The sequence below is a fragment of the Xanthomarina sp. genome (genome assembly GCF_035306605.1).
GTDB lineage: Bacteria > Bacteroidota > Bacteroidia > Flavobacteriales > Flavobacteriaceae > Xanthomarina.
The window spans coordinates 1-26,067 of sequence record NZ_DATGNR010000004.1 but is presented as its reverse complement, the minus strand read 5'-3'; the positions used below and the strand labels follow the sequence as shown (position 1 = coordinate 26,067).

General features: G+C 34.1%; 26 protein-coding genes and 1 tRNA gene. 12 read left to right on the top strand and 15 right to left on the bottom strand.

Annotated elements, in window-relative coordinates; translation table 11 throughout:
- Positions 1-8: 8 nt before the first annotated feature.
- The 3 genes from VKY41_RS00385 to VKY41_RS00375 form a co-directional block, all read right to left on the bottom strand.
- On the bottom strand, positions 9-875 hold the full coding sequence (locus tag VKY41_RS00385) for a DUF58 domain-containing protein (protein WP_500812449.1): 867 nt from the start codon (positions 873-875) through the stop codon (positions 9-11).
- 88 nt (positions 876-963) lie between these two features.
- Positions 964-1,965, bottom strand: a complete 1,002-nt coding sequence (locus tag VKY41_RS00380) for an AAA family ATPase (protein ID WP_500812448.1) — start codon at positions 1,963-1,965, stop codon at positions 964-966.
- A gap of 156 nt (positions 1,966-2,121) precedes the next feature.
- The gene (locus VKY41_RS00375) at positions 2,122-2,934 is read right to left on the bottom strand and encodes a DUF4382 domain-containing protein (RefSeq protein ID WP_500812447.1); all 813 of its coding nucleotides are present in this window, start codon (positions 2,932-2,934) and stop codon (positions 2,122-2,124) included.
- A gap of 343 nt (positions 2,935-3,277) precedes the next feature.
- Between VKY41_RS00375 and VKY41_RS00370 the strand changes: the two genes are divergently transcribed.
- The 3 genes from VKY41_RS00370 to VKY41_RS00360 all read left to right on the top strand — a co-directional run bounded on the left by VKY41_RS00370 (position 3,278) and on the right by VKY41_RS00360 (position 6,399).
- Positions 3,278-4,033, top strand: coding sequence for an SDR family NAD(P)-dependent oxidoreductase (locus tag VKY41_RS00370; protein WP_500812446.1), 756 nt, complete (start codon positions 3,278-3,280; stop codon positions 4,031-4,033).
- A gap of 28 nt (positions 4,034-4,061) precedes the next feature.
- Positions 4,062-5,195 carry an ATP-binding protein gene (locus VKY41_RS00365; RefSeq protein ID WP_500812445.1) on the top strand — a complete coding sequence of 378 codons (1,134 nt, stop codon included), beginning with the start codon at positions 4,062-4,064 and terminating at the stop codon, positions 5,193-5,195.
- 253 nt (positions 5,196-5,448) lie between these two features.
- A complete protein-coding gene (locus tag VKY41_RS00360) occupies positions 5,449-6,399 on the top strand; it encodes a cadherin repeat domain-containing protein (RefSeq protein ID WP_500812444.1) in 951 nt (316 codons plus the stop codon).
- Between the two features lie 90 nt (positions 6,400-6,489).
- Here VKY41_RS00360 and VKY41_RS00355 read toward each other — a convergent pair whose 3' ends face one another.
- The 4 genes from VKY41_RS00355 to VKY41_RS00340 all read right to left on the bottom strand — a co-directional run bounded on the left by VKY41_RS00355 (position 6,490) and on the right by VKY41_RS00340 (position 9,809).
- Complete coding sequence (locus tag VKY41_RS00355) at positions 6,490-7,479, bottom strand: aspartate-semialdehyde dehydrogenase (protein ID WP_500812443.1); 990 nt, start codon at positions 7,477-7,479, stop codon at positions 6,490-6,492.
- A 116-nt stretch (positions 7,480-7,595) separates the two neighbouring features.
- Positions 7,596-8,000 carry a large-conductance mechanosensitive channel protein MscL gene (mscL, locus tag VKY41_RS00350; protein WP_500812442.1) on the bottom strand — a complete coding sequence of 135 codons (405 nt, stop codon included), beginning with the start codon at positions 7,998-8,000 and terminating at the stop codon, positions 7,596-7,598.
- Between the two features lie 62 nt (positions 8,001-8,062).
- Positions 8,063-9,169 carry an alanine racemase gene (alr, locus tag VKY41_RS00345; RefSeq protein ID WP_500812441.1) on the bottom strand — a complete coding sequence of 369 codons (1,107 nt, stop codon included), beginning with the start codon at positions 9,167-9,169 and terminating at the stop codon, positions 8,063-8,065.
- Position 9,170: 1 nt separating this feature from the next.
- Positions 9,171-9,809, bottom strand: coding sequence for a thymidine kinase (locus VKY41_RS00340; protein WP_500812440.1), 639 nt, complete (start codon positions 9,807-9,809; stop codon positions 9,171-9,173).
- Positions 9,810-9,912: 103 nt separating this feature from the next.
- Between VKY41_RS00340 and VKY41_RS00335 the strand changes: the two genes are divergently transcribed.
- The 6 genes from VKY41_RS00335 (at position 9,913) to VKY41_RS00310 (ending at position 15,735) form a co-directional block, all read left to right on the top strand.
- Entirely contained in the window at positions 9,913-10,653 is a 741-nt protein-coding gene (locus tag VKY41_RS00335; RefSeq protein WP_500812439.1) for a DUF8457 domain-containing protein, read from the top strand.
- A gap of 25 nt (positions 10,654-10,678) precedes the next feature.
- Positions 10,679-11,350, top strand: a complete 672-nt coding sequence (gene rsmI / locus VKY41_RS00330) for a 16S rRNA (cytidine(1402)-2'-O)-methyltransferase (protein WP_500812438.1) — start codon at positions 10,679-10,681, stop codon at positions 11,348-11,350.
- Between the two features lie 40 nt (positions 11,351-11,390).
- Complete coding sequence (locus tag VKY41_RS00325; RefSeq protein WP_500812437.1) at positions 11,391-11,963, top strand: uracil-DNA glycosylase family protein; 573 nt, start codon at positions 11,391-11,393, stop codon at positions 11,961-11,963.
- A 229-nt stretch (positions 11,964-12,192) separates the two neighbouring features.
- The gene (locus tag VKY41_RS00320; protein WP_500812436.1) at positions 12,193-12,615 is read left to right on the top strand and encodes an OsmC family protein; all 423 of its coding nucleotides are present in this window, start codon (positions 12,193-12,195) and stop codon (positions 12,613-12,615) included.
- Positions 12,616-12,708: 93 nt separating this feature from the next.
- Entirely contained in the window at positions 12,709-14,400 is a 1,692-nt protein-coding gene (recJ, locus tag VKY41_RS00315) for a single-stranded-DNA-specific exonuclease RecJ (RefSeq protein ID WP_500812435.1), read from the top strand.
- Between the two features lie 57 nt (positions 14,401-14,457).
- A complete protein-coding gene (locus VKY41_RS00310; protein WP_500812434.1) occupies positions 14,458-15,735 on the top strand; it encodes an MFS transporter in 1,278 nt (425 codons plus the stop codon).
- A 64-nt stretch (positions 15,736-15,799) separates the two neighbouring features.
- Here VKY41_RS00310 and VKY41_RS00305 read toward each other — a convergent pair whose 3' ends face one another.
- Both VKY41_RS00305 and VKY41_RS00300 read right to left on the bottom strand, forming a co-directional pair.
- Positions 15,800-16,552 (bottom strand): UDP-2,3-diacylglucosamine diphosphatase, encoded by a 753-nt coding sequence (locus VKY41_RS00305; protein ID WP_500812433.1) that lies wholly within the window; start codon positions 16,550-16,552, stop codon positions 15,800-15,802.
- An 81-nt stretch (positions 16,553-16,633) separates the two neighbouring features.
- A complete protein-coding gene (locus VKY41_RS00300) occupies positions 16,634-17,083 on the bottom strand; it encodes a 6-pyruvoyl trahydropterin synthase family protein (protein ID WP_500812432.1) in 450 nt (149 codons plus the stop codon).
- 94 nt (positions 17,084-17,177) lie between these two features.
- Between VKY41_RS00300 and VKY41_RS00295 the strand changes: the two genes are divergently transcribed.
- The gene (locus VKY41_RS00295) at positions 17,178-17,819 is read left to right on the top strand and encodes a 2OG-Fe(II) oxygenase (RefSeq protein WP_500812431.1); all 642 of its coding nucleotides are present in this window, start codon (positions 17,178-17,180) and stop codon (positions 17,817-17,819) included.
- 101 nt (positions 17,820-17,920) lie between these two features.
- Here VKY41_RS00295 and VKY41_RS00290 read toward each other — a convergent pair whose 3' ends face one another.
- The 3 genes from VKY41_RS00290 to VKY41_RS00280 are packed head-to-tail and all read right to left on the bottom strand — an operon-like array spanning position 17,921 to position 19,950.
- Positions 17,921-18,097 carry a hypothetical protein gene (locus VKY41_RS00290; RefSeq protein ID WP_500812430.1) on the bottom strand — a complete coding sequence of 59 codons (177 nt, stop codon included), beginning with the start codon at positions 18,095-18,097 and terminating at the stop codon, positions 17,921-17,923.
- Between the two features lie 21 nt (positions 18,098-18,118).
- A complete protein-coding gene (locus VKY41_RS00285; protein ID WP_500812429.1) occupies positions 18,119-19,453 on the bottom strand; it encodes an MATE family efflux transporter in 1,335 nt (444 codons plus the stop codon).
- Positions 19,450-19,950 (bottom strand): GNAT family N-acetyltransferase, encoded by a 501-nt coding sequence (locus tag VKY41_RS00280; RefSeq protein WP_500812428.1) that lies wholly within the window; start codon positions 19,948-19,950, stop codon positions 19,450-19,452. Before VKY41_RS00280 ends, VKY41_RS00285 begins: the two co-directional genes overlap by 4 nt.
- A 58-nt stretch (positions 19,951-20,008) precedes the next feature.
- Between VKY41_RS00280 and VKY41_RS00275 the strand changes: the two genes are divergently transcribed.
- The gene (locus VKY41_RS00275; protein ID WP_500812427.1) at positions 20,009-20,806 is read left to right on the top strand and encodes a universal stress protein; all 798 of its coding nucleotides are present in this window, start codon (positions 20,009-20,011) and stop codon (positions 20,804-20,806) included.
- 72 nt (positions 20,807-20,878) lie between these two features.
- Positions 20,879-20,952: transfer RNA gene (locus VKY41_RS00270), tRNA-Ala, on the top strand.
- A gap of 40 nt (positions 20,953-20,992) precedes the next feature.
- On the opposite strand, the gene VKY41_RS00265 is transcribed toward VKY41_RS00270, so the two are convergent.
- From VKY41_RS00265 to VKY41_RS00255, 3 genes are all read right to left on the bottom strand, one after another.
- Positions 20,993-21,832: an alpha/beta hydrolase family protein gene (locus VKY41_RS00265; RefSeq protein ID WP_500812426.1), complete on the bottom strand. Its 840-nt coding sequence runs from the start codon at positions 21,830-21,832 to the stop codon at positions 20,993-20,995.
- The gene (locus VKY41_RS00260; RefSeq protein WP_500812425.1) at positions 21,829-24,588 is read right to left on the bottom strand and encodes a PD-(D/E)XK nuclease family protein; all 2,760 of its coding nucleotides are present in this window, start codon (positions 24,586-24,588) and stop codon (positions 21,829-21,831) included. Before VKY41_RS00260 ends, VKY41_RS00265 begins: the two co-directional genes overlap by 4 nt.
- Positions 24,589-24,656: 68 nt before the next feature.
- Entirely contained in the window at positions 24,657-26,015 is a 1,359-nt protein-coding gene (locus VKY41_RS00255; protein WP_500812424.1) for an OmpA family protein, read from the bottom strand.
- Between the last annotated feature and the right edge of the window lie 52 nt (positions 26,016-26,067).

Sequence of the window (26,067 nt, the reverse complement as noted above, 5' to 3'; positions counted from 1 at the left end):
TTAATCTTTTAGCTTCTTCTTTTAAAATATCCCAATAGCTTTCTAACATAACTTTCGTCTACGCGACAATCTAAGGAACCTGCTCCAGATTTACTGAAACTATCTTTAAAATATGCCACTTTCTCTTGATAGAATTTGCTGTAATTCTGTCTAACAGATTTTGACGATGTGTTTACCAGAATAGACTCGCCAGTTTCTCCATCTTGCATTTGTACCACTCCTAAATTAGGAATTGCTTCTTCACTTTTGTCGTATACTCTAATTCCTGTAAGGTCGTGTCTTCCTGCAACAATTTTCAAGGTTTGCTTATAATCGTCAGCTATAAAATCGCTTAAAAGGAACACAATGGCCTTTTTCTTCATTACGTTGGACAAGAATTTTAAAGCTTGAGCAATATCCGTTTTTTTACTTTGAGGCTTAAATTCAATTAACTCGCGAATAATACGTAGTACGTGCGAGCGTCCTTTTTTAGGTGGAATATATAATTCTATCTTATCTGAAAATAGAATCAAGCCTATTTTATCATTATTTTGAGTAGCTGAAAATGCCAAGGTAGCCGCAATTTCAGTAACAATTTCATTTTTAAATTGGTCTTGTGTCCCAAAGAATCCAGAACCCGAAACATCTACCACAAGCATCATGGTTAGCTCGCGCTCTTCTTCGAAAACTTTAATATGAGGTTCACTGTACCTAGCGGTGACGTTCCAATCAATATTTCTAACATCATCACCGTATTGATACTTTCTTACTTCAGAAAAAGTCATACCACGCCCTTTGAAGGTAGAATGGTATTCTCCTCCAAAAATATGATCAGACAAACGGCGTGTCTTGATCTCAATTTTACGTACTTTTTTTAGTAATTCTTTAGTATCCATTGTATCAGTAAACAGTTAACAGCATTAAGTTTTTAAGTATTCAGATGGAAGCAAACCGATAATTTACCACTGAATACAGGGAACTTAATTACGGTACCTCAATCTGATTTACAATTTTGTTGATGATATCCACAGAGGTTATGTTTTCTGCTTCAGCTTCGTAAGTAATTCCAATTCTATGGCGAAGCACATCGTAAACCACTGCACGAACATCTTCTGGAATTACATACCCACGACGTTTAATAAAGGCGTAACATTTAGCGGCTGTTGCCATGTTAATACTTCCACGCGGTGAGGCCCCAAAAGAAATTAAAGGTTTTAATTCGGCAAGATTATATTTTTCTGGAAAACGTGTAGCAAAGACAATATCCAAGATATATTTTTCAATTTTTTCGTCCATATACACTTCACGAACGACTTTTTGAGCATTTAAAATTTGCTCTACTGAAACCACAGGATTTACTTTTTCGTAAGCGCCTTTTAAATTGGCTCTAACAATTAATTGTTCATCCTCTAGTTTTGGATATTCTATAACTGTTTTCAGCATAAAACGGTCCACTTGAGCTTCTGGCAACGGATATGTTCCTTCCTGCTCCACTGGGTTCATGGTGGCCATTACCAAAAACGGCTTATCTAAAACAAAAGTTTCATCACCAATAGTTATTTGTTTTTCTTGCATGGCCTCCAATAACGCCGACTGTACTTTTGCAGGCGCTCTGTTAATCTCATCAGCTAGCACGAAATTTGCGAAAATAGGTCCTTTTTTAATAGTGAAGTCGTTTTGCTTCATGTTGTAGATTAAGGTTCCTGTTACGTCGGCTGGCAATAAATCTGGAGTAAACTGGATTCTACTAAAACTACCGTGAACAGCCTGAGCAAGTGTATTAATAGCTAAAGTTTTTGCCAATCCAGGTACACCTTCTAATAAAATATGTCCTTGACCAAGCAAACCAATAAGCAATCTTTCAACCATGTGTTTTTGGCCTATGATTACTTTATTCATTTCTAAAGTAAGTAAATCAACAAAAGCACTTTCTTTTTCAATCTTCTCGTTAATTGACTTAATATCAATTGTACTGGTATCTTCCATTATTTTATTTTTTTTACGGCTCGAAAAATCATATCCTTTTTCAAGTGATGCAAATTGTTAAAATTTTTGCTTGATTGCTGTTAATAATTGGTTAAAAATAAAAGAGCGGCACTAATAGTGCCGCTCTTTTAACAAATATTTAAAAAAACCGTTTTTCTAATTCAAAGTAATGACTCCTAAGTCTAAAGTTTGTCCAACGGAAATTTCAACGTCTTCAATAATTAATCCTTCATAAGTTGAAGCAGGATCTGGAGTTACTACAACAGTATACATTCCTTCAGGCAAACCTACTACAGTAAATTTTCCAGTAGCATCTGTATATGCTGAAGCTGTTACAAGTCCATTACTAACTGTTACTTCCGTTTGATAATCTGCTGGAGTAACTGTACCGCTTAAAGCACCGGAATTAGCTTCAACACTTGCTCTAATAACAGGTTTTAAATTTATGTTTCCTGAATTTCCTGCTACCACAATAGACTCATCTACATCAAAGTCCAACAAAAATGTGTAATGGATATTAGGAACTAATGTTTCGTTTACTTTAATTTTTAAACCAGATTGCTGCGCACTTGGTGTGTTCAACGGATAAGTAACTCCATCCATAACAATCGTGTTGTTCTCTCCAAGCACTAATCTAATTTGATTTAAGGTTCCCGAAGGAATTTGGAAATCGTCCACAAGTAGTACGTTTATTCCACCTGTTAGCTCTAATAAATCGTAAACACCTGTATTAATTGCGTTTAAACTTACCCAACCATTTTCGTCATCATTTGCATCGTTAACCTTAACTTTAACATCAACAACATCAATAAAAACATGGTCATAATCTCCAGGATTATCCATTAATTTAACTGATATTTTAGATGTTCCTTCTACTGAACTGTTATTGTCGTCATTATCGCTACAATTAAAGAATGTAATCGCTAGTATTGATAAAATAAAAATTTTAATCTTTTTTCCTGATTTCATATAAATGTGTTTTATGGGTTCATTATCATATACGTTTCATTAACACCCTCTAGATTTTTACATAATCCAAAACCTACCTCAATTAAGGATAAAAGTCAACTAATCTGGCTTTTAAAACAACACAACCAGTTGTTTTACAGATAACAAGAGGGTCGCCTCTTAAATAGATAAAGTTTTGTTAAAGGTTTCTATCTATAAATTACAATCTACTTCATGACACTCCTATCTAGAATAATTATTTAATATATACTTATAATATTTAAGCATGAATAAGTATTTTTATAGATAAATTACTAAACCGAATAATAATTAGAAAGAATTTTTCCCTTAGTGGATAGTACATATGAAAAAAACTGCCTTAATAACTGGAGCTACAAGTGGAATTGGCCGAGCTACCGCCCATGAATTTGCCAAATACGGTATTCGATTAATCCTTTGCGGAAGACGACTAGAGCGTTTACAAATCATACAAAAAGCTTTAAGTAAACAAACGGATGTCCAAATATTAAATTTTGATGTTCGAGACAAGCAAGCTGTTATGGAAGCCATAGCTTCATTACCAGCAGATTTTAAAGACATCGACATTTTAATAAACAATGCTGGAAATGCTCATGGTTTAGATCCAGTTCAAACTGGAAATTTAGAAGATTGGGATGCCATGATGGATATTAATGTGAAAGGCCTATTATATGTAAGCAAAGCCGTAATTCCTCAAATGACAGAACGCAAAACTGGACATATAATCAATATTGGTTCCTCGGCTGGAAAAGAAGTGTATCCGAAAGGAAATGTGTATTGCGCTAGCAAACATGCTGTACTTGCCATTACCGAGGGAATGCGAATTGATTTAAACGAATTTGGTATAAAGGTAAGTGCTATAAATCCGGGGTTGGTTGAAACCGAGTTCTCTCAAGTTCGCTTTAAAGGTGCTAGCCAAGCCGACAATGTTTATAAAGGATATCAAGCACTACAACCACAGGATATAGCCGAAATTATATATTTTACTATTAGCAGACCTTCGCATGTGAATATTGCAGATTTATTGGTGTTTCCAACCGCTCAAGCTTCATCGACTATAGTAAAAAAGGAATTTAATTAATAAGCCCCTGCCTTTACAAGAAACTGTTATGATTAACAAACGCTTACTCATAAAAAACCTATTGGCTCACAACGATGAGAATAGCTTTTATGATAAAAAGCGTGAGATTGATATTGGACAAAAAGAAGGAAAGGCAAAGTTTTTGAAACATGTTTGTGCACTTGCCAACAGCAACCCAAAAAATAATTCTTATATAGTTATTGGGGTTGAAGATGAGGACAACCATATTATTGGAGTTGATTTTTTTGACGATAGTAAAATTCAAAACCTCATCAATGCTTATTTATCCAACCCGCCTCTTGTGCAGTATGAAAACATCCCGTTTCCGCACTTACCAGACGATAAAGTTGTAGGACTTGTAACTATAAGATCTATTGAGAAACTCACCTCACTTCGAAAAAACATCTGGAAGTATTATGGAGGCTCGGTGTTTTTTAGGGATGGAAGCATCAGCATGCCTAAAATATTCGACACTGAAGTAAAGGATGTTAATTCCAGTATAGTGGCCGCTATTGAAAGTAATTCACAAAACAATACAGAGCACACTTTAGACAGTGTTTTTGATTTTTTCAATACGAGAAAAGATTTTAATCCACAATACAAAGTCTTTAAAGAGTACTTCGTTCTATGTTGGTCTGGACAAAAAAAGCAGGTTAAAGACGAGGTTTTTTACTCACGTGTTGATATCAAACTAATAAACGAACAAGTACGTCTGTTTTATTCTACTTTAGATGAAGTATCTATTTATTACGACGACGATTCCTTTAAAATTATTGAATATGTGCGTTTGGGGTTTCAAAATTCTTATAAATATTATCCTTTAGAAGAAACCATTATTCATTTTTCCAACAATATGAACTATCAAATAGAATCCACCCTAATTTTTGAAGCGCCACAATTTGAAATAAAAACACTTTATCATATTTACAATGCCAACAACACGCTTTTGGAAAAATTAAAAAAAGGACTGAAATTAACTAAGAACGAGGAACAGGACTTAAAAAATCTACCTGCGACCTATCTTATCTGCTATTTCAATCTGTTTCATGAAGCTATTGACAAATTAAATGAGGCCAAACCCTATTTAAAAGCTTATAGTAAAGAAAGCTACCAACGTTATAAAGAAGCGGTTCGGATTTTAAGAAAAGTGGCTTATAGTTAATTCAAAATCTTCTAAAACAATACCAACTATACAGTAATTCCGACAAAGCAGCATTTTTGATTTTTTAAGGCATTTCGAAATTGCTTACTACGGCAGGCTTTTAATTATCACAACAACCTTGTTTTCAAACAGTTTTAATTGTTTAGGCAAGGTTATTCATTTTAATTCATCTTCCAATTTATATACTTTTCTTCAAAGGGTTAACCTTTCTAAAATATATCTATTAAAACATGAACAATTTAACCAAAATACCATGAAAGTATTAAGATTCTTAATTATCTCAATTTTTCTTTTGAGCCTTTATAATTGTAGTAGCAACGATGATTCTGGAGAAAGCAAGGGAATACATGTAAAAAATTTAGTAACAAATTTTGATGAAAACCCCAATGATGGAGCCGTTGTTGGAACTATTCAAGCAGTAAGCAAAAACATCTTGAGTTTTAGCATAAGCTTTCAAACTCCCGCTGGCGCATTAGGTATTAACCCAAGTACCGGAGAATTAAAAGTTGCTAATGCTACTTTATTCGATTTTGAAACCAACCCCGTTATCAGTGCAACAATTTCTATTGCTGATTTAAATTCCACAACTAGTGCCACGGCTACTATTAATCTTAACGATTTAGACGATATAGCATCCTTTTTATCCACTTCTAAAGGAAATTATTTAGCTGCAGCAGATGGAAAATGGATTTCTATTACTGCTGCAGAATATAATACACTTGCATTTAGTTTAAATAACGTTACGAAGGTAGCTACTAGTGATACAGAATATGATTCATCAGAAACTAGTTCTGATAGTAGTTTAGCCTTTACAGGAGCAATTAATAATGGGATGACTATTCCAAATAACAGTTATGTTTTTGCTTTTAAATATTATACTTCTAATTTGGGTGTTACTACAAATAAGGCTAAACAGTCTAACACCAGCATTTCCGATGGATATATGGATCTTGGAGGCACATTACCACCATCTATAATTGGAGAAAATTATATGGTTTTAAAAGGAAGTCATTCTCAAACAACAAATACTGGATTCTTGGGTATCTATCAGTCCCAAACCATGCGTATAAAATCTATTTCTGGAACATCGTATAATTATTACAACTCTTCAACATCTATTAATGATTCTAATACTTTACCGAGCACGGGTATAAATGCTGTGTTCCTTTATCAAGGTCTAAGCACCACACAAAAACAGTGGTAAACTTATAGAATAAGTGTTAATTTTTTTAAGTTCTTAAAGTCATGTTCCTTCATTTAAAGAAACATGACTTTTTTACTTAAGTCGCATTTATTAAATAAGCTTATTAGCAATCAAATATTCCGCTATTTGAACTGTATTTGTAGCTGCTCCTTTTCTAAGGTTGTCACTAACAATCCATAAATTTAAGGTGTTTGGTTGCGATTCGTCTCTACGAATTCTCCCAACAAAAACATCGTCTTTCCCATTTGCGTAAATTGGCATAGGATAGGTGTTAACCTCCACATTATCTTGGACTACAACCCCAGGGGTATTATTTAAAATTATACGTATATCGGATACTTCAAAATTGTTTTCAAATTCCACGTTTACCGCTTCGCTATGTCCTCCAGAAGTTGGAATTCGCACAGCGGTTGCGGTAACAGCAATCGTTCTATCGTCCAAGATTTTTTGGGTTTCTTGAACTAATTTCATTTCTTCTTTAGTATAACCATTGTCCAAAAACACATCGCAATGAGGTAATGCATTTTTATGAATTGGATATGGATAAGCCATTTCTCCCTTTATTCCAGCCAGTTCGTTTTCCAACTGCTTGATAGCTTTTACCCCTGTACCTGAAATAGATTGATAGGTAGAAACAACAATACGCTTGATTTTATATTTTTCATGAAGGGGAGCCAAAGCCATCACCATTTGTATGGTTGAGCAGTTTGGACTGGCAATAATTTTATCTTCTTTAGTAAGTGTGTTGGCGTTAATTTCTGGAACGATCAGTTTTTTACTTCTATCCATCCTCCAAAATGATGAATTATCAATAACCGTAGTTCCAACCTCAGCAAATCTTGGAGCCCACTCTGAAGAAGTGGATCCGCCTGCTGAAAACAAAGCTATATCAGGTTGCATAGCTACAGCTGTTTCCAAAGAAACCACTTTATAATCTTTATTTTGAAAGGAAATAATTTTCCCAACAGATTTCTCTGAAGCTACTGGAATTAATTGTGTTACTGGGAAGCGACGTTCTCCTAGAACTTTCAACATAACCTCTCCAACCATTCCTGTTACTCCTACTATTGCTACTTTCATGACCTATTTAATTTACAAGCAAATTTATAAATTAATTTAGGGTAACATTCTAAAAAAAGCATAAAAAAAAACAGCTTCAAAAAAATTGAAGCTGCTTCCTTTTTTATTAAAATAATTTATTGCTTTTTTAATAAATCTCTAATCTCAGCTAATAAATCTTCTTGAGAAGGTCCAGCTGGTGCTGCAGGAGCATCTTCCTCTTTCTTCTTCATTTTATTAACTCCTTTTATAACCATAAACATAACAAATGCAACAATTACAAAATCAATTACATTGGTTAAGAAATCACCGTATAGAACCGCAACTTCTCCAGCAACTTCTCCAGCGTCGTTTACAACGCCTTCAGTAATTACGTATTTTAAATCTTTAAAGTCTGCTTGGAAAATCAATCCAATTAATGGAGAAACGATTCCTCCAGTAAATGAAGCCACAACTTTATTGAAAGCAGCACCCATTACAAAAGCAACAGCAATATCTACTAAATTGCCTTTCATGGCAAAATCCTTAAATTCTTTTAACATATTTTAGTGTTTTTAATAGTTAGTATTTACACGAATTTAATTAAAAAAAGTTAAAACCAAAACTATTTAATAACCATTCGTTTAACTCGTTGTGAAATTGCGGTAATTATCTCGTAAGATATAGAATTCACTCGTTCAGCAAATTGTGAAGCATTTGGTTCTTTTCCAAAAATTACAACCTCATCCCCTTCATTACAAGCAATATCTGTTACGTCTACCATAATCATATCCATACACACGTTTCCAACAATATAAGCTGGTTTTCCATGTATGGTAACAAACCCCTTTCCGTTTCCATACTGCCTACCAATACCATCGGCATGACCAATTGGAATGGTTGCAGTTTGCATTAATTTTTCGCTTTTAAAAGCTCTATTATAACCAATTGTTTCTCCCTTTTCAATGGTATGAATTTGGGATATAACAGATTTTAAAGTCGCTATGGGTGTGAAGTTAACATCTTCTATTTCGGAATTCCCAAAACCATAAAGTCCAATACCACTTCTAACCATATCTAAATGCGCTTGAGGATAGTTTAATATTCCCGAGGTATTACTTAAATGAAGCATAGGTTTGTATCCTACCACATCAATAAACCTATTTGAAATGGACTCAAAAGCTGCTATTTGTTTTAATGTAAATTCCTTTTCATTTAAATCTTCGCTTGCTGCTAAATGAGAAAAAATAGATTTCACTTTTACCGAAGAGTTTGTTTTTAACTTGTTGTTTATCTCTTCAATATCCGTTTCAACAAAACCCAATCTATTAAGCCCTGTATTGAATTTAATATGTATTGGATAATTATTTTGTTTCTCTTCTAAAGCCGCTTCTAAAAATTTAGTAAAGCTTTTAAAGTTGTACAAACTTGGCTCTAAACAACGTGCAATAAGTGTTTTATAATTTATTGGCTGGGGATGCAAAACCAAAATTGGCTTAGTAATTCCGGCATCTCTTAGTGCAACACCTTCATTGGCAAAGGCTACTGCAAAATAATCTACATTTAAATCTTGTAAATAAGCCGCAATTTCTTGAGAATCGCTACCATAGGCATAAGCTTTTACAACCGCCATTAATTTGGTGCCTTTGGTGATTCGGGTTTTTAGATATTTAAAGTTTTGTTGTAATGCTTTTAAATCTATTTCAAGGGTCGTTTCTTTTGTTTCAGACATGTTACTTTTCAGATTTTGGAGACACTTCTTCGACATCCTTCACCTTCATGTTTCTTACTTTATCCACGGTCATGGCTTTGTAATAAGCTCCACGGCTTAAAGGTTCATACTCGTCTACTTCCCCTAATAAAACCAAATTGTCGTTTGAAGATTTTCTATAACTGAATTGTGCCAAATTTCCTGTTCTTGTACAAATAGCATGAACTTTAGTTACATACTCTGCTGTTGCCATAAGGTAAGGCATAGGGCCGAAGGGGTTTCCTTTAAAATCCATATCCAATCCAGCAACAATTACTCGAACTCCTTTGTTGGCTAAATCATTACATACTCGAACTATTTCATCATCAAAAAACTGCGCTTCGTCAATACCAACCACATCACACCCATCGGCCAAAATAGGAATATTGGCAGCCGCAGGTACTGGAGTGGAACGAATTTCATTGGAGTCGTGAGAAACCACCATATCCTCATCGTAACGTATATCAATAGAGGGTTTGAAAATCTCTACTTTTTGCCTAGCAAATTGCGCACGTTTAAGTCTACGGATTAATTCTTCCGTCTTTCCTGAGAACATGGAACCACAGATCACTTCAATCCAACCAAATTGTTCTTTATGATTTACTGTATTTTCGAGAAACATTTTGTAATTTTAACACTAAAATAAAACGACAATTCGTTTTGTATAAAGGTGGCGTAAATTTATTAAAAATCACAAGCATAAAATAGATTAAATATCAAAAGTTATGAAAAAGAAACTTGAAGCTGAATTAATGAGCATTGCTCACCGAATTCTGAAGTTAAAAGGCCAAGACAATATAGATAAAATGCATAAAGAGGTTGCTGCGCTGTACGAAAAACTAACTGTTTTAAAGTTTGCAAAAGAGAATTTTGAAAAAGACCTACCTACTATTGGCAGTGATTCTTCATTCTTTGGGATGTTGGATATGGCATTTAATAACAAAGTAAGTGACACTATAGAGTTTGAAGACAAAACTTATGTAAACGTAGACGAGAACGAACAAGAAGATATTATGGAGCCTGCCATTGAGAAAATAAAAGACATGGTAGCACAAATGCCACAAGAAGCACAACAAGTAGATATTCTTTTTGAAAAAGCAACGGCTGAAAAGGAAACTTATCAGGACGATTTTGATGTCATTACGGCTGGATTTGATCAAATACCTGAATTTGAACCTGTAACTAGTGAAAACAAAATAGACACCCAAAAGAAATCATTAAACGATAAACTTAAAAGTGGCGGATTGCATATTGGTTTAAACGATAAATTAGCGTTTATTAAACACCTCTTCAATGGTGAAACCACAGACTATAATAGAGTTATTTCTCAAATCAACACCTCATCTTCATTTGAAGAAGCGGCAAACCTCATTCAGAATGTGGTTAAACCAGATTATAATAATTGGAAAGACAAGGAAGAGTTCGAAACTCGTTTCATGGAAATTCTTGAAAGCAGATTTAATTAGACTCCCATCTTCCTAGGAAAAATTTATGAGCAAACTTTATATTGTACCAACTCCTATAGGAAATCTAAAAGACATGACTTTTAGAGCTATTGAGGTCTTAAAAGAAGTCGATTTAATTTTGGCTGAAGACACACGCACCTCTGGAAAACTGTTAAAGCATTTTGAAATTTCAACCCCTTCCCAATCACACCATATGCATAACGAGCATAAAACTGTTGAAGGCTTGGTGAACAAGTTAAAAAATGGAGTAACCATGGCTTTAATTAGCGATGCGGGAACACCAGCAATTTCCGACCCTGGTTTTTTGCTTACTCGTGCTTGTATTGAAAACAATATTGAAGTAGATTGTCTTCCTGGAGCTACAGCTTTTGTTCCTGCATTAGTCAATAGTGGAATGCCGAACGATAAATTTGTGTTTGAAGGATTTTTACCGGTTAAAAAAGGACGTCAAACCCGACTTTTGTTATTGGCCGAAGAAACTAGAACTATTATTTTTTACGAAAGTCCGCATAAGCTCATTAAAACCCTTAGCCATTTTTGCGAATATTTTGGAGATGACAGACCGGTTTCCGTTTCGCGTGAATTAAGTAAGCTCTACGAAGAAACCATTAGAGGAACAGCAAAAGAAGTATTAGAACACTATACTAATAAACCTCCAAAAGGTGAAATTGTAATTGTGGTTGGGGGAAAGCCGTAAATAACCGCTAACTTGGTTCCAAGTAACAAAATTAGACCTAATGAAAGAATTGTTACGAAACATAAGAAAATGTACCATCTGCAAGGAACACCTTCCTCTTGGACCAAGACCAATTGTTTCAGCACATCCCGATTCTAAAATCATTATTATTGGTCAAGCTCCAGGACTAAAAGTCCATAAAACAGGTGTTCCTTGGGATGACCCAAGCGGCAATCAGTTAAGAAAGTGGTTAAATATCACTGATAAGGATTTCTACGACGCATCTAAAATAGCCTTAGTTCCAATGGGTTTCTGCTATCCAGGAAAGGGAAAATCGGGCGATCTACCTCCAAGACCAGAATGTGCTCCACAATGGCATCAAGAATTATTGAATCAGATGCCAAATGTCGAGTTGATTATTTTAATTGGTATGTATTCGCAAAAATATTACCTAAAAGAAAAAGCAAAAAGAACCTTAACAGAAACCGTAGCTAACTACAAGGAGTATTTGCCTTTTTATTTGCCCTTACCACATCCTTCTCCAAGAAATCGGTTTTGGTTATCTAAAAACCCTTGGTTTGAAAAAGAAGTTTTGCCTGAGCTACAAAAAAGGATTGCTACAATTTTAAAATAAGGCTATTCCCAAAAGCCCCTAGTGAATAAATCAAACTTTGGCCGATTATTTCACACTAATTATTCTTCCTAAATCTTCCCTTTCTTAACAGCTAATTCAATAGTAAAGTTTAATATTTATTGGTATTTTTGATGAAAACACGACTTAAAGCTCTTTAAAATTATAAGTATTTAAAATTTAGAGCAATAACTTTAAGTGTTTTAGCAACTCATAACTTAAATTTAAAAAGATGACAAATAAAGTAACGACACACTGGAAAGGCAACATGCAATTTGAATCTGATAACCCGAATGGTAAAACAGTTTTAATGGACACAAGTCCTGAACATGGAGGTCATAATTCCGGTTTAAGTCCAAAGGCTATGATGCTTTCCTCCTTAGCAGGTTGTTCTGGTTTAGATGTGGTATCTGTTTTAGATAAAATGAAAGTAAAAATTTCTGATTTTAGAATGGACGCCTATGGAGAACTAACCGAAGAACACCCTAAATATTACCACACAGTTTCGTTAGAATACCACTTCTATGGAGAAGATTTAGACGAAAAGAAAATTAAAAAAGCTGTGGATTTATCTATTGAAAAATACTGTGGTGTGATGGAGATGTTTCGCAAATTTGCAAATGTAAAAACATCTATACACTACCATAATAAATAGCGTTTATAGTGTTAAGAGTGGATTAATTTTATACGTACTTAAAGCTTTCTTATTGCTTTAGGTGTTTTATGCACTTACAATTTAATTTTTTCTATGCGTTGGACCATTAAACCCAAACCTGAGGCAGATAAACTCATTTCATTAAAGAAAGCACTTCAAGTTGATGAGGTTGTTGCCACTTTATTGTTACAACGTGGTATTGAAACTTATGAAGATGCCAAAACATTTTTCAGACCAAGCTTAGAACATTTACACGATCCATTTCTAATGAAAGACATGGATAAAGCAGTGGCAAGAATTGAACAAGCTATATCAAGCAAAGAAAATATTTTGGTATTTGGAGATTACGATGTAGACGGCACATCTTCAGTTGCTTTAATGGCAACCTATTTAAAAACCAGAACAGAACAAGTTGCCACCTACATCCCTGATAGGTACGACGAAGGTTACGGCGTATCTATCAAAGGAATCGACTTTGCGCACGACAATGATTTCACTCTAATAATTGCCTTAGATTGTGGTGTAAAAGCTATTGACAAAGTTGCTTATGCTAAAGAAAAAGGCATTGATTTTATTATTTGCGACCATCATAGACCAGGAAATGACCTTCCAAAGGCTATTGCAGTTTTAGATCCAAAACGAGACGATTGTAATTACCCATTTAAAGAACTATGTGGTTGCGGTGTTGGATTTAAACTCATTCAAGCTTTGGCTTCACGAGAAGGACAAGCAGTTGACGTGCTAATTGAATATTTAGACTTAGTTGCCACAGCCATTGGAGCTGATATTGTACCCATTGTAGGAGAAAACAGGGTTTTAGCTTATTTCGGATTGCAAGTAATAAATACCAATCCAAGGCCCGGCATTAAAGCCATTATAGAACAGGTAAAAAAAGAAACCCTAAGCATTACGGATGTTGTTTTTATCGTTGCGCCAAGAATCAATGCTGCAGGGCGTATGAAGCATGGTAATTATGCCGTGACTTTACTAAGCGAAACCGATTTTGATTTAGCCCAAACTTATGCTCAAGAAATTGAAGCTTTTAACACAGACAGGCGTGAAGCCGACAAACGCATTACAGAAGAAGCTTTACAGCAAATAGAAAACAATCAAGAGCATGAGGGCTATACAACCGTTGTATACCATGAAAGTTGGCATAAAGGTGTGATTGGAATTGTGGCATCTAGATTAATTGAAACTTATTACAGACCGACTTTGGTATTTACAAAAAGCGGCGACAGACTTGCTGCATCGGCACGATCTGTTTCTGGATTCGACGTATACAATGCCTTGGAAGCATGTAGTGAACATATTGAACAATTTGGCGGACATAAATATGCTGCTGGATTAACTTTAAAAGAAGAAAACTACGAAGCTTTTAAACAAGCTTTTGAAGATGAAGTATCGCGCAGCATTGAGAAACACTTACTCCTTCCAGAAATTAAGGTTGATTTGACGATAGACTTACATCAAGTAAATGATAAATTATGGCGGATTATTAATCAGTTCGCTCCCTTTGGACCAGGAAATATGACTCCTATTTTTATGTCTGAAAACATTAGAGATACCGGATATGGGAAATGTGTTGGAGAAGACGACAAGCACTTACGACTTACAGCCACACAAACAGGGGCTGAAAACTTGGTCTGTATTGGTTTTGGTTTGGGTGAAAAACTCCCCATAATCTCAAACAAGAAACCTTTTAAGGCCGTATATTCAATTGACGAAAATCATTGGCAAGGCAGAACATCACTGCAATTGAAGTTAAGAGATATTAGAGAATAATATACGTTCGATATTAAACTTCAATCTAAACATTCAAGATTGAAAAGCTTGGACCATATGAAAAACCCCAATAAAAGAGATCCGTACGCGGCTTTAAGAATTAAGGAATTTAATATTTTTCTACTGCTACGTTTTGCCTTGGTTTTTGCTTGGTCCATGCAATTTATTATTATTGAATGGCAGGTATACAGTATCACAAAAAACCCATTGTCACTTGGTATTATTGGGCTTATGGAAATAATTCCGGCCTTTACTATGGCTTTATTTGCGGGACATATAGTAGATCAACGAGAAAAACGTAATCTCTTAGCTCTCTGTATTGCCTTATTTTCATTAATTAGTTTCGGCTTGTTTTTACTTACTTGGCCAAGGATTGTTAGTGATTGGTCCACAAATACCATTTTATATTGCATCTATGCCTTAGTGTTTTTTGGAGGATTTCTACGGTCTTTTTTCGGACCAACCATTTTTTCACTAATTGCATTAATTGTTCCGAAGAAAATTTATCCAAATGCTGCTACCTGGAGTAGTTCAACCTGGCAAATGGCATCTGTATTGGGCCCTGCAACCGCAGGTATTTTAATCAGTGTTATTGGCGTACATTGGTCATTAAGTGTTGTGTTTGCTTTTGTAATGTTTTCCTTAATTGTATTAACTCAAATAAAAAAGAAGCCAATTTTAAATCCTAAAATTGGCGAGCCAGTATTACAAAGCTTAAAAGAAGGTTTAACTTTTGTATTTAAAACCAAAGCTATCCTTGGTGCATTAACATTGGATATGGTTGCGGTCCTTTTTGGTGGAGCCATTGCACTTTTACCCATCTTTGCACAAGACATTTTAAAAGTTGGAAGCGAAGGTTTTGGTGTTTTAAGAGCCGCTCCAGCAGTTGGAGCCTTTTTAACTATGTTGATTACCGCTTACATTCCAATAAGTAAAAATGCAGGAATGAAATTGCTAGGAGCTATTTTCGGATTTGGAGTCTGTATAATTATTTTCGGACTTTCTTCCATTTTTTGGGTGAGTGTTGTGGCCTTGTTTTTTAGTGGTGTTACAGATGGTGTTTCTATGGTTATTCGTCAGACTATTTTACAAATAAAAACTCCAGATCATATGCGAGGAAGAGTATCTTCAGTAAACTCTATGTTTGTTGGCTCTTCAAATGAACTTGGTGCTTTTGAAAGTGGGGTTGCAGCTAAATTATTAGGAACTGTAACTGCGGTTGTTTTTGGTGGAACTATGACATTAATTACAGTAATTACTACCGGAATTGTATCGCCTTCGTTTAGAAAATTAGATTTAACAAAGGATATTGAAGATCATGAAAATTCCAACTAGTTGTTTGTTTAAAATTTCTTTAAAAAGATATACATCTATGTGATGTTATATAGTGAAAAACAAATTAATATTCCTTTAGCTCCATTGTTTCCCCATCAAAAACACCATAAGTATAATAGTGTATCCAATCGCCTAGATTGATGTATTTAGATGTTTCACTTATGTTAATATTCAAAGGTAAATGTCTGTGGCCAAACACATAGTAATCCCTATGTTTTTCCTCTTGCTTTTTCTTGCAATATTGAACCAACCACTCATTATCCTCCCCTAAGAACTTAGCATCTTCATCTCCTGAAATCAGTTTGTTTTTAACCGACATATATTGGGCTAACTTCACACCTAAATCTGGGTGTAACCAACGAAATAACCATTTACTAAGTGGATTAGTAAATACTTTTTTCATACGTTTATAACCTTTATCGCCCGGGCCTAAACCATCGCCATGACCAATGAAAAAGGTCTTATCATTAAAAGTGAATTCTTTCGGATGGTGATACACAGGTATATTCAATTCTTCTTCAAAATAACCATTCATCCAAAGATCATGATTACCAACAAAGTAATATATAGGAATTCCTGAATCGCTAATTTCTGCCAATTTACCTAGGGTTCTAGTAAACCCTTTTGGAACCACTGTTTTATATTCAAACCAAAAATCGAACATGTCTCCCATCAAAAAAATGGCAGCAGCATCTTGTTTTACATCATCTAACCAAGAAACAAATTTCTTTTCACGAGGAAGAGATTGTTCTGGTGTTGGTGCTCCAAGGTGATTATCGGAAGCGAAATAAATTTTTTTTCCTTTGGGAATATTCATGAAGTAAATATAAATAAATTAGCCTCGATTTAACGAATGAACTATTGGAATAGCTATCCAACAGATACTTCAGCTTAAAAACTAATTGTCAGAAGCATACCATTCTGCAAAACTAGTATCAGTTTCCTGTAGCCTTAGAGAAAATAAGGAAATATGATCTGGTAATTGTTTTTTAATTTTCTCAGCAAAATCAATAACCATCATTTCACTAGTAGGCTGATAATCCACTAAAAGCACGCTATGATCTCTATCTGCAAGCTCTTTAGCTAATTCTACGTGTGGTGTATTTTTATTAAAAACAGTAGCATGATCAAAAACATCAACGATTTCAGTTTTTACTATTTTTTTTAGATCACCAAAATCAATAACCATCCCGTATTTAACGTTATCTTTATCTGATATTGGTGTTCCAATTACTGTTACGGACAATTTATAACTGTGTCCATGTACATTCTTACACTTTCCATCGTAGCCATAAAGTGCGTGACCCGTTTCGAAAGAAAACTGTTTTGTGATTCTAATTTTACTCATTGTAAACTTTATTATACCTGCAAAGATAGGCGTTTTGTAAAAGCAATTGATTTTTAGATTAGATTTGCCGGCTTTTTTAATTTTTTTATATAAAATGAATCAACTTTTTGAAGAAATACCTTTTACTGAAAACCCTCAATATGAACGAATTATTGAGGATATTTTAGCCAAAAAATATAGTTTAGTTGAAGATTTCTTTAGCATGGAAGAGGTGGCAATTTTAAGACAATCCTTGATTGAAAAAAATGAAGAAGATATTTTTAAGAAGGCAGCTATTGGAAATCGTGTAAACGAAGTTATTGTAAAATCTATTCGTGGTGATGTTATTTTATGGATAGACGAAAAACATGCCAATGAAGCCGAAATGATATTCTTCAATAAGATTAACAATTTGGTTGGTTATTTAAACAAAACTTGTTTTTTAGGTATTTTACATAAGGAATTCCATTACGCCGTATATCCGGAAGGAACCTTTTATAAAAGACACATCGACACTTTTCAAAACGACGATAGACGAAAACTTTCTATTGTTTGTTATTTAAATGAGGACGGTTGGCAACCAGAGTATGGCGGTGAATTGGTATTATACCTTAATGAAAACGGAGAAGAAACCGAAAAGGTTATCTATCCGTTTCCAGGACGTGTAGTTATTTTTGAAAGTCAAATTATAGAACACGAGGTAAAACCTGTAAAAACAGAAAGAATGAGTATTACAGGTTGGTTAAAAACTCGCTAGATTAGCGATTTTTTCTGCGGTTATACACATAAATAATTATTAGTACAATTGCTAAAATTAGAAACAATCCGTTTCCACTTAAAAAGCTTAAAAAATCCATATTAGTCTTTATTTATTCGGTTTTTATTATATCTATATAACAAATAGGCAATAGTTACAAGGAATACGAATGGCAACAAAGTTCCAATCAACACACCAATTTCATAAGAGCTATCTGGTGCATTTTTTATTTTTTCGTTAATATCTACTCCTTGAAGTAACGTTATTATAGAAAACATGTTTTTATATTTTTGCTAAAGTTAATCGTTTTGTGAAAGCGGTAAAAATTCACGTCTAAATTTAATTATTAACGGAAAGCCTCTAGCCATTATCCAACAAGTGAATGCTGTAAAAATAGCATAAAGTTTCAAATCTAAACTGTCTAACCAAAACAATATTGGCACATACACCAAGAACGTTGAAAAAAGTAAAAGATTTCTTAAATCCTTCATTTTCCCTAGTCCTTTAAACATTCCATCAAAAATAAAGGCTATAGCACAAAGCGGTTGCATGGCCAAAACGATCCAAAATATTTTGTAAAACTCCTTCAACACTTCTGGTTCTTTAGTAAAAATGGTTCCTATGGAATAATAGAAAACGCTACCTAAAACAGCCAAAATCAATCCTAAATAAACACCATACCTTATAAGTTTATTACTTAATCCAATAAGCTTACTGTATTCTTTACCACCTAAAAGTTTTCCTGACAAAATGTTTCCGGCACTCGCATATCCATCCACAATAAAAGCGCCCAAAAACCATAAATTAATAGCAATCGTGTATGCTGCAATGTACTGTTTTCCATAACTAGTAGAAAAAGCACTTGCAAAGTATAGTGTAATATTTAAGGCTAAGGTTCTGACAAATAAATTCAATATCATTATTGTAAACCGTTTTATTTCTTTATTAAATGGAAGGTTTAGTTTTAATGAAATAGGTGTTTTCTTCAACAAATAATATGCAGATAACACAGCCATTAGAAATTGTGCTACGACACTAGCATAAGCAGCGCCTTGTATATTCATAGCGGGAATATATCCCTCAACACCATATACCAAAATAACATCTAATAAAATATTTGAAGCGGCTCCAACGATGGCAATGATCATGGGATAGTAGGTGTTTTGTAAACCTCTAAAAGTACCAAAAACCGCAATGGTAAATAAGGTGAAAGGGAAACCAAACACTCGTATTTTATAATAAGAAACACTGTAATCTAGAATAAGGTTGGATGCATTATAAAGTTTAAATATCTCTTCAGCCAAAGGATAAGTAACCAATATTATCAAAATACTGAAGGAGGTAATTATAAAAATAGCTTGAGCCGGTAAGTTTTTTACTTTATCTAAATTATTAGCACCAACATATTGCGAAACGATAGAAGAAATAGCACTTCTAGTTTGACCCAGAACCCAAATTAACATAGAAATGAAGGCTCCAACAATACCTACAGCGGCCAAAGATTCTGTAGCATTTACATCTATATTCCCAACGATGGCTGTATCAGTTAAGGATAAAATAGGTTCCGACACCCCAGCTATAAGAGCAGGAATTGCCAATTTATTAATATGTTTTAAACTTATGTTTGTACTCACAGGACTAACTCGTAACAATAGAATGGGAATTCACTTTGGTTTGGAAAGTGAATTTCTCCAACGTGTTTATAATTGCGAAGTTCGTAAAATTTTTGATTACGTTGATTTTTAGAAAAAGTATCCAATCTAATAGATGTGCAATAATTTTCTTTGGCGTGAGTTTCTGCAAAGTCCATAAGTTTTCTAGCATATCCCTTACCTTGCATTCTTGGATGAACGGCCAACCTATGAATATAGATATTATTACTATTTGGGGTTAACCATTTAATAGGAATATACTCCTCGTCCATAAACGTGGAGATAACTATACAGCCTACAACTTCGGACTGAACCTCTAAAACATACAACTCACTTCTTAATACATCCTTGCTAAAAACCTCTTTATTTGGATAATCTTCATTCCACTGAAAAACACCAGCATTCTTCATAGAGACAGCACAGGCTATAGTTACAGCCAAAATGCTGTCAATTTCCTTATAAGTAGCTAACCGAATCATATATAATGTTTACTTTTGCACAAAATTATCCTATAAATTTAATTTTTATTAATTGATTATGAAGAATATATTAGTCCCAGTTGGTTCATCTCCAAATGCCGTAAGCCATTTACAATATGCCGTAGATTTTGCAAGAGCTTTTGGCGCAAAATTATTTGTTGTACAAGTTTACAATGTATACACAAAGGCCGGAACTATAATAAAAGTAGATGAAATTTTAGAACGTGAAAGTTTAGAGTTTTTAAAGGCTCATGTTGCTAAAGTAGACACTAAAGGTGTTGAAATATATATTAAAACGTATAAAGGCAAGTTGGTGGAGACTTTAGAGTTAAAAGCTAAATCTTTAAACATTGATTTGATTTTATTAGAACCAAGAACAAATTCTGTTCGAGAAGAAGTTTATTTAGGAAAAACCTCTGGTAAAATTATAAAGCAAACCAATATTCCTGCACTGATAGTTCCTGAAGGCTATGTTTATAAGCCAATTATTTATATTCTGATGGCCTTAAAATCTGCCGTTATTAAAAAAGATGAAGCCTTAGTGCCATTATTACAAATTAAGGATCAATTTAAGTCCATAGTGAATTTATTATTGGTAAGAACACCATTTCATAATGAAGGTGATTTTGAAATAGCTGAAAATTTATCATCTATAATCACAAATACCACCTACTCTGATAGCGCAACCACCTTCCAAGGGGTTTTAGAGCACTACAAAGAAAATGATCCAGACTTATTGTGTGTTGTAAGACGCAAGCGCGGATTCTTCAGCAAGCTTTGGGAAAAGAACACTATTTTGAAGAAAGATTTCCACAGTAATACGTTACCTGTATTAGTTTTAAGTGGTTTAAAATAATTTCAGTTCTGTTTATAAAAAAGTACTATCTTTACCGCCACCATTTTAATCTATGGTGCTAAAGGATAGTTTGGGGGATTAGCTCAGTTGGCTAGAGCGCTACGCTGGCAGCGTAGAGGCCATCGGTTCGAATCCGATATTCTCCACAAATTACAAAAACGTCTTTATATCTTATAAAGGCGTTTTTTATTTTATAAAATCCATGCTTTTATCTACCACGTCCTTTAACCTTTTTGGAAGTTGATTTTCTTGCCAGGGATGTTTCGAATCAAAAACATGGTTGGTATTTTCAATAGGCATTAATATGCTACTAGGGTTCCAAGCTGCTAAAGATTTAGCTTCATCAAAAGAAACAGATGGATCTTCCTTTCCATGTATAATAAGATGTGGAACTTTAATTTTCTTGGTGGCCAATTCTATACTCAATCGCGTTTCATTCGCTTTAAAATCTTCATAAAATTGATAGTTATGAGGCATTTGTTGATTGGTTCGTCCATTTAGTACATATTTAACGCCATCTTTTTTCCATTGTTCTAAATCTCCAATTGTGGAAGTTCTTTTAGCGAAATCGCAAACACTGGCCCAAGTAATTAAATTTCCTATCCTTGAATCTTCAGAGGCAAAAATAGTAGCAATTCCACCACCTCTTGAATGACCTATAAGCGTGATACTCTTTTTATTAATTTCATTATGGTTTGGATGGTCATCTGAAAGTAAATAGTTTAAAATATCACCTAAATCATTAAGCTCTTTGCTATAATTATTTTCGGCGAATGCCTCTAAATCTGGAAAATCTATAGGTTGTTGAACGGTTCCTCCATTGTGTGAAAAGTTAAACTTCACGAAAAAGAAATTTTTAGATCTATAATTTTCAGCAACCAAATCCCAACATCCCCAATCTTTAAATCCTTTGTAACCATGACAAAAAACAACCAAAGGTTTCGGACTCCCTGTTTTATTGAAATATGCGTCCCAAACTATTGGTTTTATTCCATTTCTATATAAAACCTGGTTTTTTAGTATCATACAATTTCCTTTTCTATAAAATCAATTTCTGGATTACAAATTTCCAAAATTAAAGTTTTTAATTCCGCTTCAAAAGCCTGCAAAATATCGGCCGATATCGCCGTGTTTTTATTTTTATCGTGAGCACTTTCTTTTTTAGCAAACTTTAAAAATCCGGAACCCAAATTTTTAAATGAAATCACTCCAGCTTCCAATGGGAGATCAACAGTTCCCTTATTAAACATGGCATAAGCATAACTTAGCACTTGGAAAGATTTGCTGTATTTTGTGTAATCTGTAGTTAGTTCATCCCAATTGATAACCTCTACTTGATTCTGAGCCACTTTTCCTGTTTTATAATCGATAATTCTAGTCGTACCATTGTATTGGTCTACCCTATCCACTTTCCCTGTTAGAAAAACCGGAAAATCCAATTCACTAATCTTTAGTTCAACATGATTGTCGGCTTCAATAGCAAGAATTTTTATCTCATTACCCGCTTTTAAATCTTGGATTTCCAAGTTTAAGAAGTTATCTATGTAACGTTTTGCAATTTCAAAAACAATCAAGTTTCTACCTTTTGTAATATCTCCTTCTTTATAAAGTTCTTTAAAATGATAGGTTACTTGGTCATGCACTAAGGTTTTCATTTTACTAACAATTTCCGGGGTAATAAACTCCCCTTCAAATGGCTTATAAAAATCCTCTAAAGTATTATGGATAACTGTTCCCAAAGTATTGGCAGCAACAGTCTCCTCGACCTCTTCGTATTCGGAAATTTTTAAAACCTTTTGATTGTAAAAATCTATCGGGTTTCTAATGTAGTTTGTTAAGGATGAAGGAGAAAAACCTTTCTTCGCAATCTCCTTAAGACGTTCTATAACAGCTTGGCTTTTCTGTACCCGATTAATCTCAACTTGTGGCAAACTAAGGTTTGGCAATACTATTTTATGTGAAATATTATGAATTCCTTCCAACTCTAGTTGTGTAATAAATCTACTCCTTTCTCCTCCATTTAAAACATCAGCTTCCGTATTATAAAGAATATGAATATTTTTTGCGCGTTGAATTAATCTGTAAAAATGATAAGAATAAACGGCGTCCTTTTCTTTATAGGTTGGCAAATTATATTGCAATTTAACATCGAAAGGAATAAACGAATTATTGCTTTTTCCTGAAGGCAAAACTCCCTCGTTTACCGAGGATATAATTACGGTTTCAAAATCCAGTACCCGAGACTCCAACATCCCCATCACTTGCAAACCTCGCAAAGGTTCTCCTTTGAAATCTAAGGTATCTGTACTCAAAAGATTTTTATAAACCTCAAAAAGTGTTAGTGTTGTTTTTAAATATGGATATTTAGTATGGAGTCTAGTTAGCTCGTTAAACAACTCGTTAAACCTATACAAATACTCAAGGTTTAATAAATTCTGATTTTTATCCCTATCCAGATATTTCTTTATAATTAAGATAAGTTTTTGCGTCTGTTTTAAGGCTACATCCGCGTCGTTATCCCAATATCCGAAAAGCACCTCCACAACATCTTCAAAAGGCTTTGAGAGCTCTTTAATTTGTTGAACACTTAGGTACACTAAATTGTTTTTCTTTATGGTATCAATAATATCTGTGACTTTCGTTTTTTGATTTAATTCAAAAAGGGGACTGATATTTTGATGTGAAAGAATAGCAATAACATCCTTGTAGTAAAAGGTTTTATTAGCATCTTTATGAAGATAAAACAGTTTTTCAAATAAGGTGGCCAAGGGAACCGAATTAAGTGGCAGACCCATGGTTATATTAAGCGCATCTACTGCATTTGGTAAGGAATTTAATATAGGAAGCAGTAAAGTTTCATCTCCTAATACTATGGCTGTTTTACTTAAGTTTTGTTCTGTTTTGGTAATGTTATCCAGAATTGCACCTATTTGCTTGGCTTGGCCTATATTTTTAGGTACTCCATAGACAGAAATTTGTTTATCCTTTTTATAATTATTGGTTATCCAATTAAATGGATTTGTTTTAAAATAACTCCAGGTTTTTTTATAGTGTCTGGTGAATAATCCAGCATCGTGCATTGGGTTGTTGAAGAAACTCTGCTCCATATCCCAATATATCTCTGCCAAACCATTTTGAAGCAATTCTTGAATAATGGTTTCTTCCGCTTTATTTAAGGCATTAAACCCAAGAAAAACTAATTTCTTATTTGCACTGTTTTGGATATAATCTTCAATATTGTTAACGGCTTCACGATAAATTAGGCCTTGATAACCCATATTCTTACTGGTTAAGTATTCAGTAAAGTGGTTATAATAGTTGTATAATTTATTCCAAAAAGCCAAATATTTTTTTACGAATTCCGTTTTATTTTCCTGAAGCGACCAGTGGTTTATATCTTGTATGGCGCTTAAATAGTTGAATATTTCCTTTTGTGGAATTAAATATCTATCAATTTCATTAAAGTCCTGCACAATCAGTTGTGCCCATTTAGAAAAAGATTCAAAACTATCCTGATCTGAATTTGGGGTTAACTTAATATAAACTGTATAAAACTCGAAAAGCAACTCTGTATTAGAAACAGCTTTCAATTGAGACAAGTTGCTAGTAAACTCTTCAATACTTAAAATTTCTGGCGAAAAGACGGTTTTCTTCCACACTTGTGGAATCTGGTTTTTAAGAAAAACCCCTGCTCTTTTACTTGGTAAAACAAAGGTTAGGCTAGAAATATCTTCTCCCTTCTGTTGAAGTGTATTTAGTACCTCGTGAATAAATGTTGTCATACCCTAAAAATAAAAAACGCCCCGAATAAACGGGGCGTTTTTAAAACTATTTTATGTTTGTGTTTAACTTATTTTACTAAGTTAATTTCAACTCTTCTGTTGTTTGCTCTTCCAGCAGCAGTTTTGTTAGAATCTATTGGTCTAGACTCACCGTAACCTTCGCTTGAAAGTCTGCTAGAAGCTACTCCGTTAGTGATTAAGTAGTTCATTACAGAACTAGCTCTTTCTTTAGATAACTTCATGTTAAGAGCATCGCTACCTACACTATCAGTGTGACCTTCAATGCTAAATTTAGCATTTGAATATTCTTTTAAGATATCAATGATATTTCCTAATACTTCAGCTGATTGTGCTTTAATAGTAGATTTACCAGTATCGAATAAGATTGTTTTAGCGTAAGCATTTAAAGCTTTTTTAACTTCTTCAGTTACTTCAGGACAACCGTTGTTTGCAACAGTTCCTTTAACGTCTGGACACTGATCATCTTTATCAGCAACACCATCGCCATCTCTATCTGGCCAAGGACATCCTTTGTTTGCAGCAGGACCTGCTTCATTTGGACATTCGTCTAAATGATCAGCAACACCATCACCATCAGCATCTGGACAACCGTTTAATTCTTTTTTACCTGCAACAGTAGGACAATCATCTAAATGATCTGGAATACCATCTCCGTCAGTATCAGGACATCCGTTAAACTCAGCTAAACCTGGTTCGTTTGGACATTCGTCTTTACTATCTTCGATACCATCTCCGTCAGTATCAGGACAACCATTGAATTCTGCTAAACCAGCAACTTCTGGACAAGCATCATCTTTATCGTAGATTCCATCTCCGTCAGTGTCTTTTCCACCAAACTTAAATGTGAAACCTGCATAGTGTTGGAAGTGTGTAGCTAAGTAATCTTCAAACGCGTGTTTGTAAGTACTTTGCAATGTAATTCCAACATTTTCTGAAATCCAAATGTTAAAACCTAAAGCACCATTAAGAGTTCCTGCTCCGATGTCATCAACCCAAGTGTAACCACCACCTACTCCTAGGAAAGGCTCTACAACTTTAGAATTAATTAATTTTGCGAAACTATATTTCACAGTTCCATCAACTCCGTAGTAAGTTAAACCGCTTACTTCAGAATCTCCCATTTTCTCAATTTTGTTGATAGATCCAGTTACTCCAAAAGAGAAACCATTGCTAAGATACTTTGAAGCTGATATGCTTGACAAAGAAGGTAGAATGTTCCAGTGATCACGAGCATTAAAATACTCATCAAAATACTCACCAAGTGGAGCGTTTTCTCCAGTTGGATAGAAATCAACTGCGTTTACTCCTAGGCTAAGTGCCCACGGATTGTTTTCATCTTGTGCATTAATGCTGCTATAACTTAACATAAGCAACATTGCGAACAATAATCTGCTAAGATTTTTCATATTCAAATATTTAATTTTTAAGTGTTAATTGTAAGCAAAAGTAAGTTGTTAA

What these genes read in the sequence shown, in the direction of transcription:
- VKY41_RS00385 (WP_500812449.1), bottom strand. Translation starts at nt 875, where the DNA reads ATGGATACTAAAGAATTACTAAAAAAAGTACGTAAAATTGAGATCAAG.
- VKY41_RS00380 (WP_500812448.1), bottom strand. Translation starts at nt 1,965, where the DNA reads ATGGAAGATACCAGTACAATTGATATTAAGTCAATTAACGAGAAGATT.
- VKY41_RS00375 (WP_500812447.1), bottom strand. Translation starts at nt 2,934, where the DNA reads ATGAAATCAGGAAAAAAGATTAAAATTTTTATTTTATCAATACTAGCG.
- VKY41_RS00370 (WP_500812446.1), top strand. Translation starts at nt 3,278, where the DNA reads ATGAAAAAAACTGCCTTAATAACTGGAGCTACAAGTGGAATTGGCCGA.
- VKY41_RS00365 (WP_500812445.1), top strand. Translation starts at nt 4,062, where the DNA reads ATGATTAACAAACGCTTACTCATAAAAAACCTATTGGCTCACAACGAT.
- VKY41_RS00360 (WP_500812444.1), top strand. Translation starts at nt 5,449, where the DNA reads ATGAAAGTATTAAGATTCTTAATTATCTCAATTTTTCTTTTGAGCCTT.
- VKY41_RS00355 (WP_500812443.1), bottom strand. Translation starts at nt 7,479, where the DNA reads ATGAAAGTAGCAATAGTAGGAGTAACAGGAATGGTTGGAGAGGTTATG.
- mscL (WP_500812442.1), bottom strand. Translation starts at nt 8,000, where the DNA reads ATGTTAAAAGAATTTAAGGATTTTGCCATGAAAGGCAATTTAGTAGAT.
- alr (WP_500812441.1), bottom strand. Translation starts at nt 9,169, where the DNA reads ATGTCTGAAACAAAAGAAACGACCCTTGAAATAGATTTAAAAGCATTA.
- VKY41_RS00340 (WP_500812440.1), bottom strand. Translation starts at nt 9,809, where the DNA reads ATGTTTCTCGAAAATACAGTAAATCATAAAGAACAATTTGGTTGGATT.
- VKY41_RS00335 (WP_500812439.1), top strand. Translation starts at nt 9,913, where the DNA reads ATGAAAAAGAAACTTGAAGCTGAATTAATGAGCATTGCTCACCGAATT.
- rsmI (WP_500812438.1), top strand. Translation starts at nt 10,679, where the DNA reads ATGAGCAAACTTTATATTGTACCAACTCCTATAGGAAATCTAAAAGAC.
- VKY41_RS00325 (WP_500812437.1), top strand. Translation starts at nt 11,391, where the DNA reads ATGAAAGAATTGTTACGAAACATAAGAAAATGTACCATCTGCAAGGAA.
- VKY41_RS00320 (WP_500812436.1), top strand. Translation starts at nt 12,193, where the DNA reads ATGACAAATAAAGTAACGACACACTGGAAAGGCAACATGCAATTTGAA.
- recJ (WP_500812435.1), top strand. Translation starts at nt 12,709, where the DNA reads ATGCGTTGGACCATTAAACCCAAACCTGAGGCAGATAAACTCATTTCA.
- VKY41_RS00310 (WP_500812434.1), top strand. Translation starts at nt 14,458, where the DNA reads ATGAAAAACCCCAATAAAAGAGATCCGTACGCGGCTTTAAGAATTAAG.
- VKY41_RS00305 (WP_500812433.1), bottom strand. Translation starts at nt 16,552, where the DNA reads ATGAATATTCCCAAAGGAAAAAAAATTTATTTCGCTTCCGATAATCAC.
- VKY41_RS00300 (WP_500812432.1), bottom strand. Translation starts at nt 17,083, where the DNA reads ATGAGTAAAATTAGAATCACAAAACAGTTTTCTTTCGAAACGGGTCAC.
- VKY41_RS00295 (WP_500812431.1), top strand. Translation starts at nt 17,178, where the DNA reads ATGAATCAACTTTTTGAAGAAATACCTTTTACTGAAAACCCTCAATAT.
- VKY41_RS00290 (WP_500812430.1), bottom strand. Translation starts at nt 18,097, where the DNA reads ATGTTTTCTATAATAACGTTACTTCAAGGAGTAGATATTAACGAAAAA.
- VKY41_RS00280 (WP_500812428.1), bottom strand. Translation starts at nt 19,950, where the DNA reads ATGATTCGGTTAGCTACTTATAAGGAAATTGACAGCATTTTGGCTGTA.
- VKY41_RS00275 (WP_500812427.1), top strand. Translation starts at nt 20,009, where the DNA reads ATGAAGAATATATTAGTCCCAGTTGGTTCATCTCCAAATGCCGTAAGC.
- VKY41_RS00265 (WP_500812426.1), bottom strand. Translation starts at nt 21,832, where the DNA reads ATGATACTAAAAAACCAGGTTTTATATAGAAATGGAATAAAACCAATA.
- VKY41_RS00260 (WP_500812425.1), bottom strand. Translation starts at nt 24,588, where the DNA reads ATGACAACATTTATTCACGAGGTACTAAATACACTTCAACAGAAGGGA.
- VKY41_RS00255 (WP_500812424.1), bottom strand. Translation starts at nt 26,015, where the DNA reads ATGAAAAATCTTAGCAGATTATTGTTCGCAATGTTGCTTATGTTAAGT.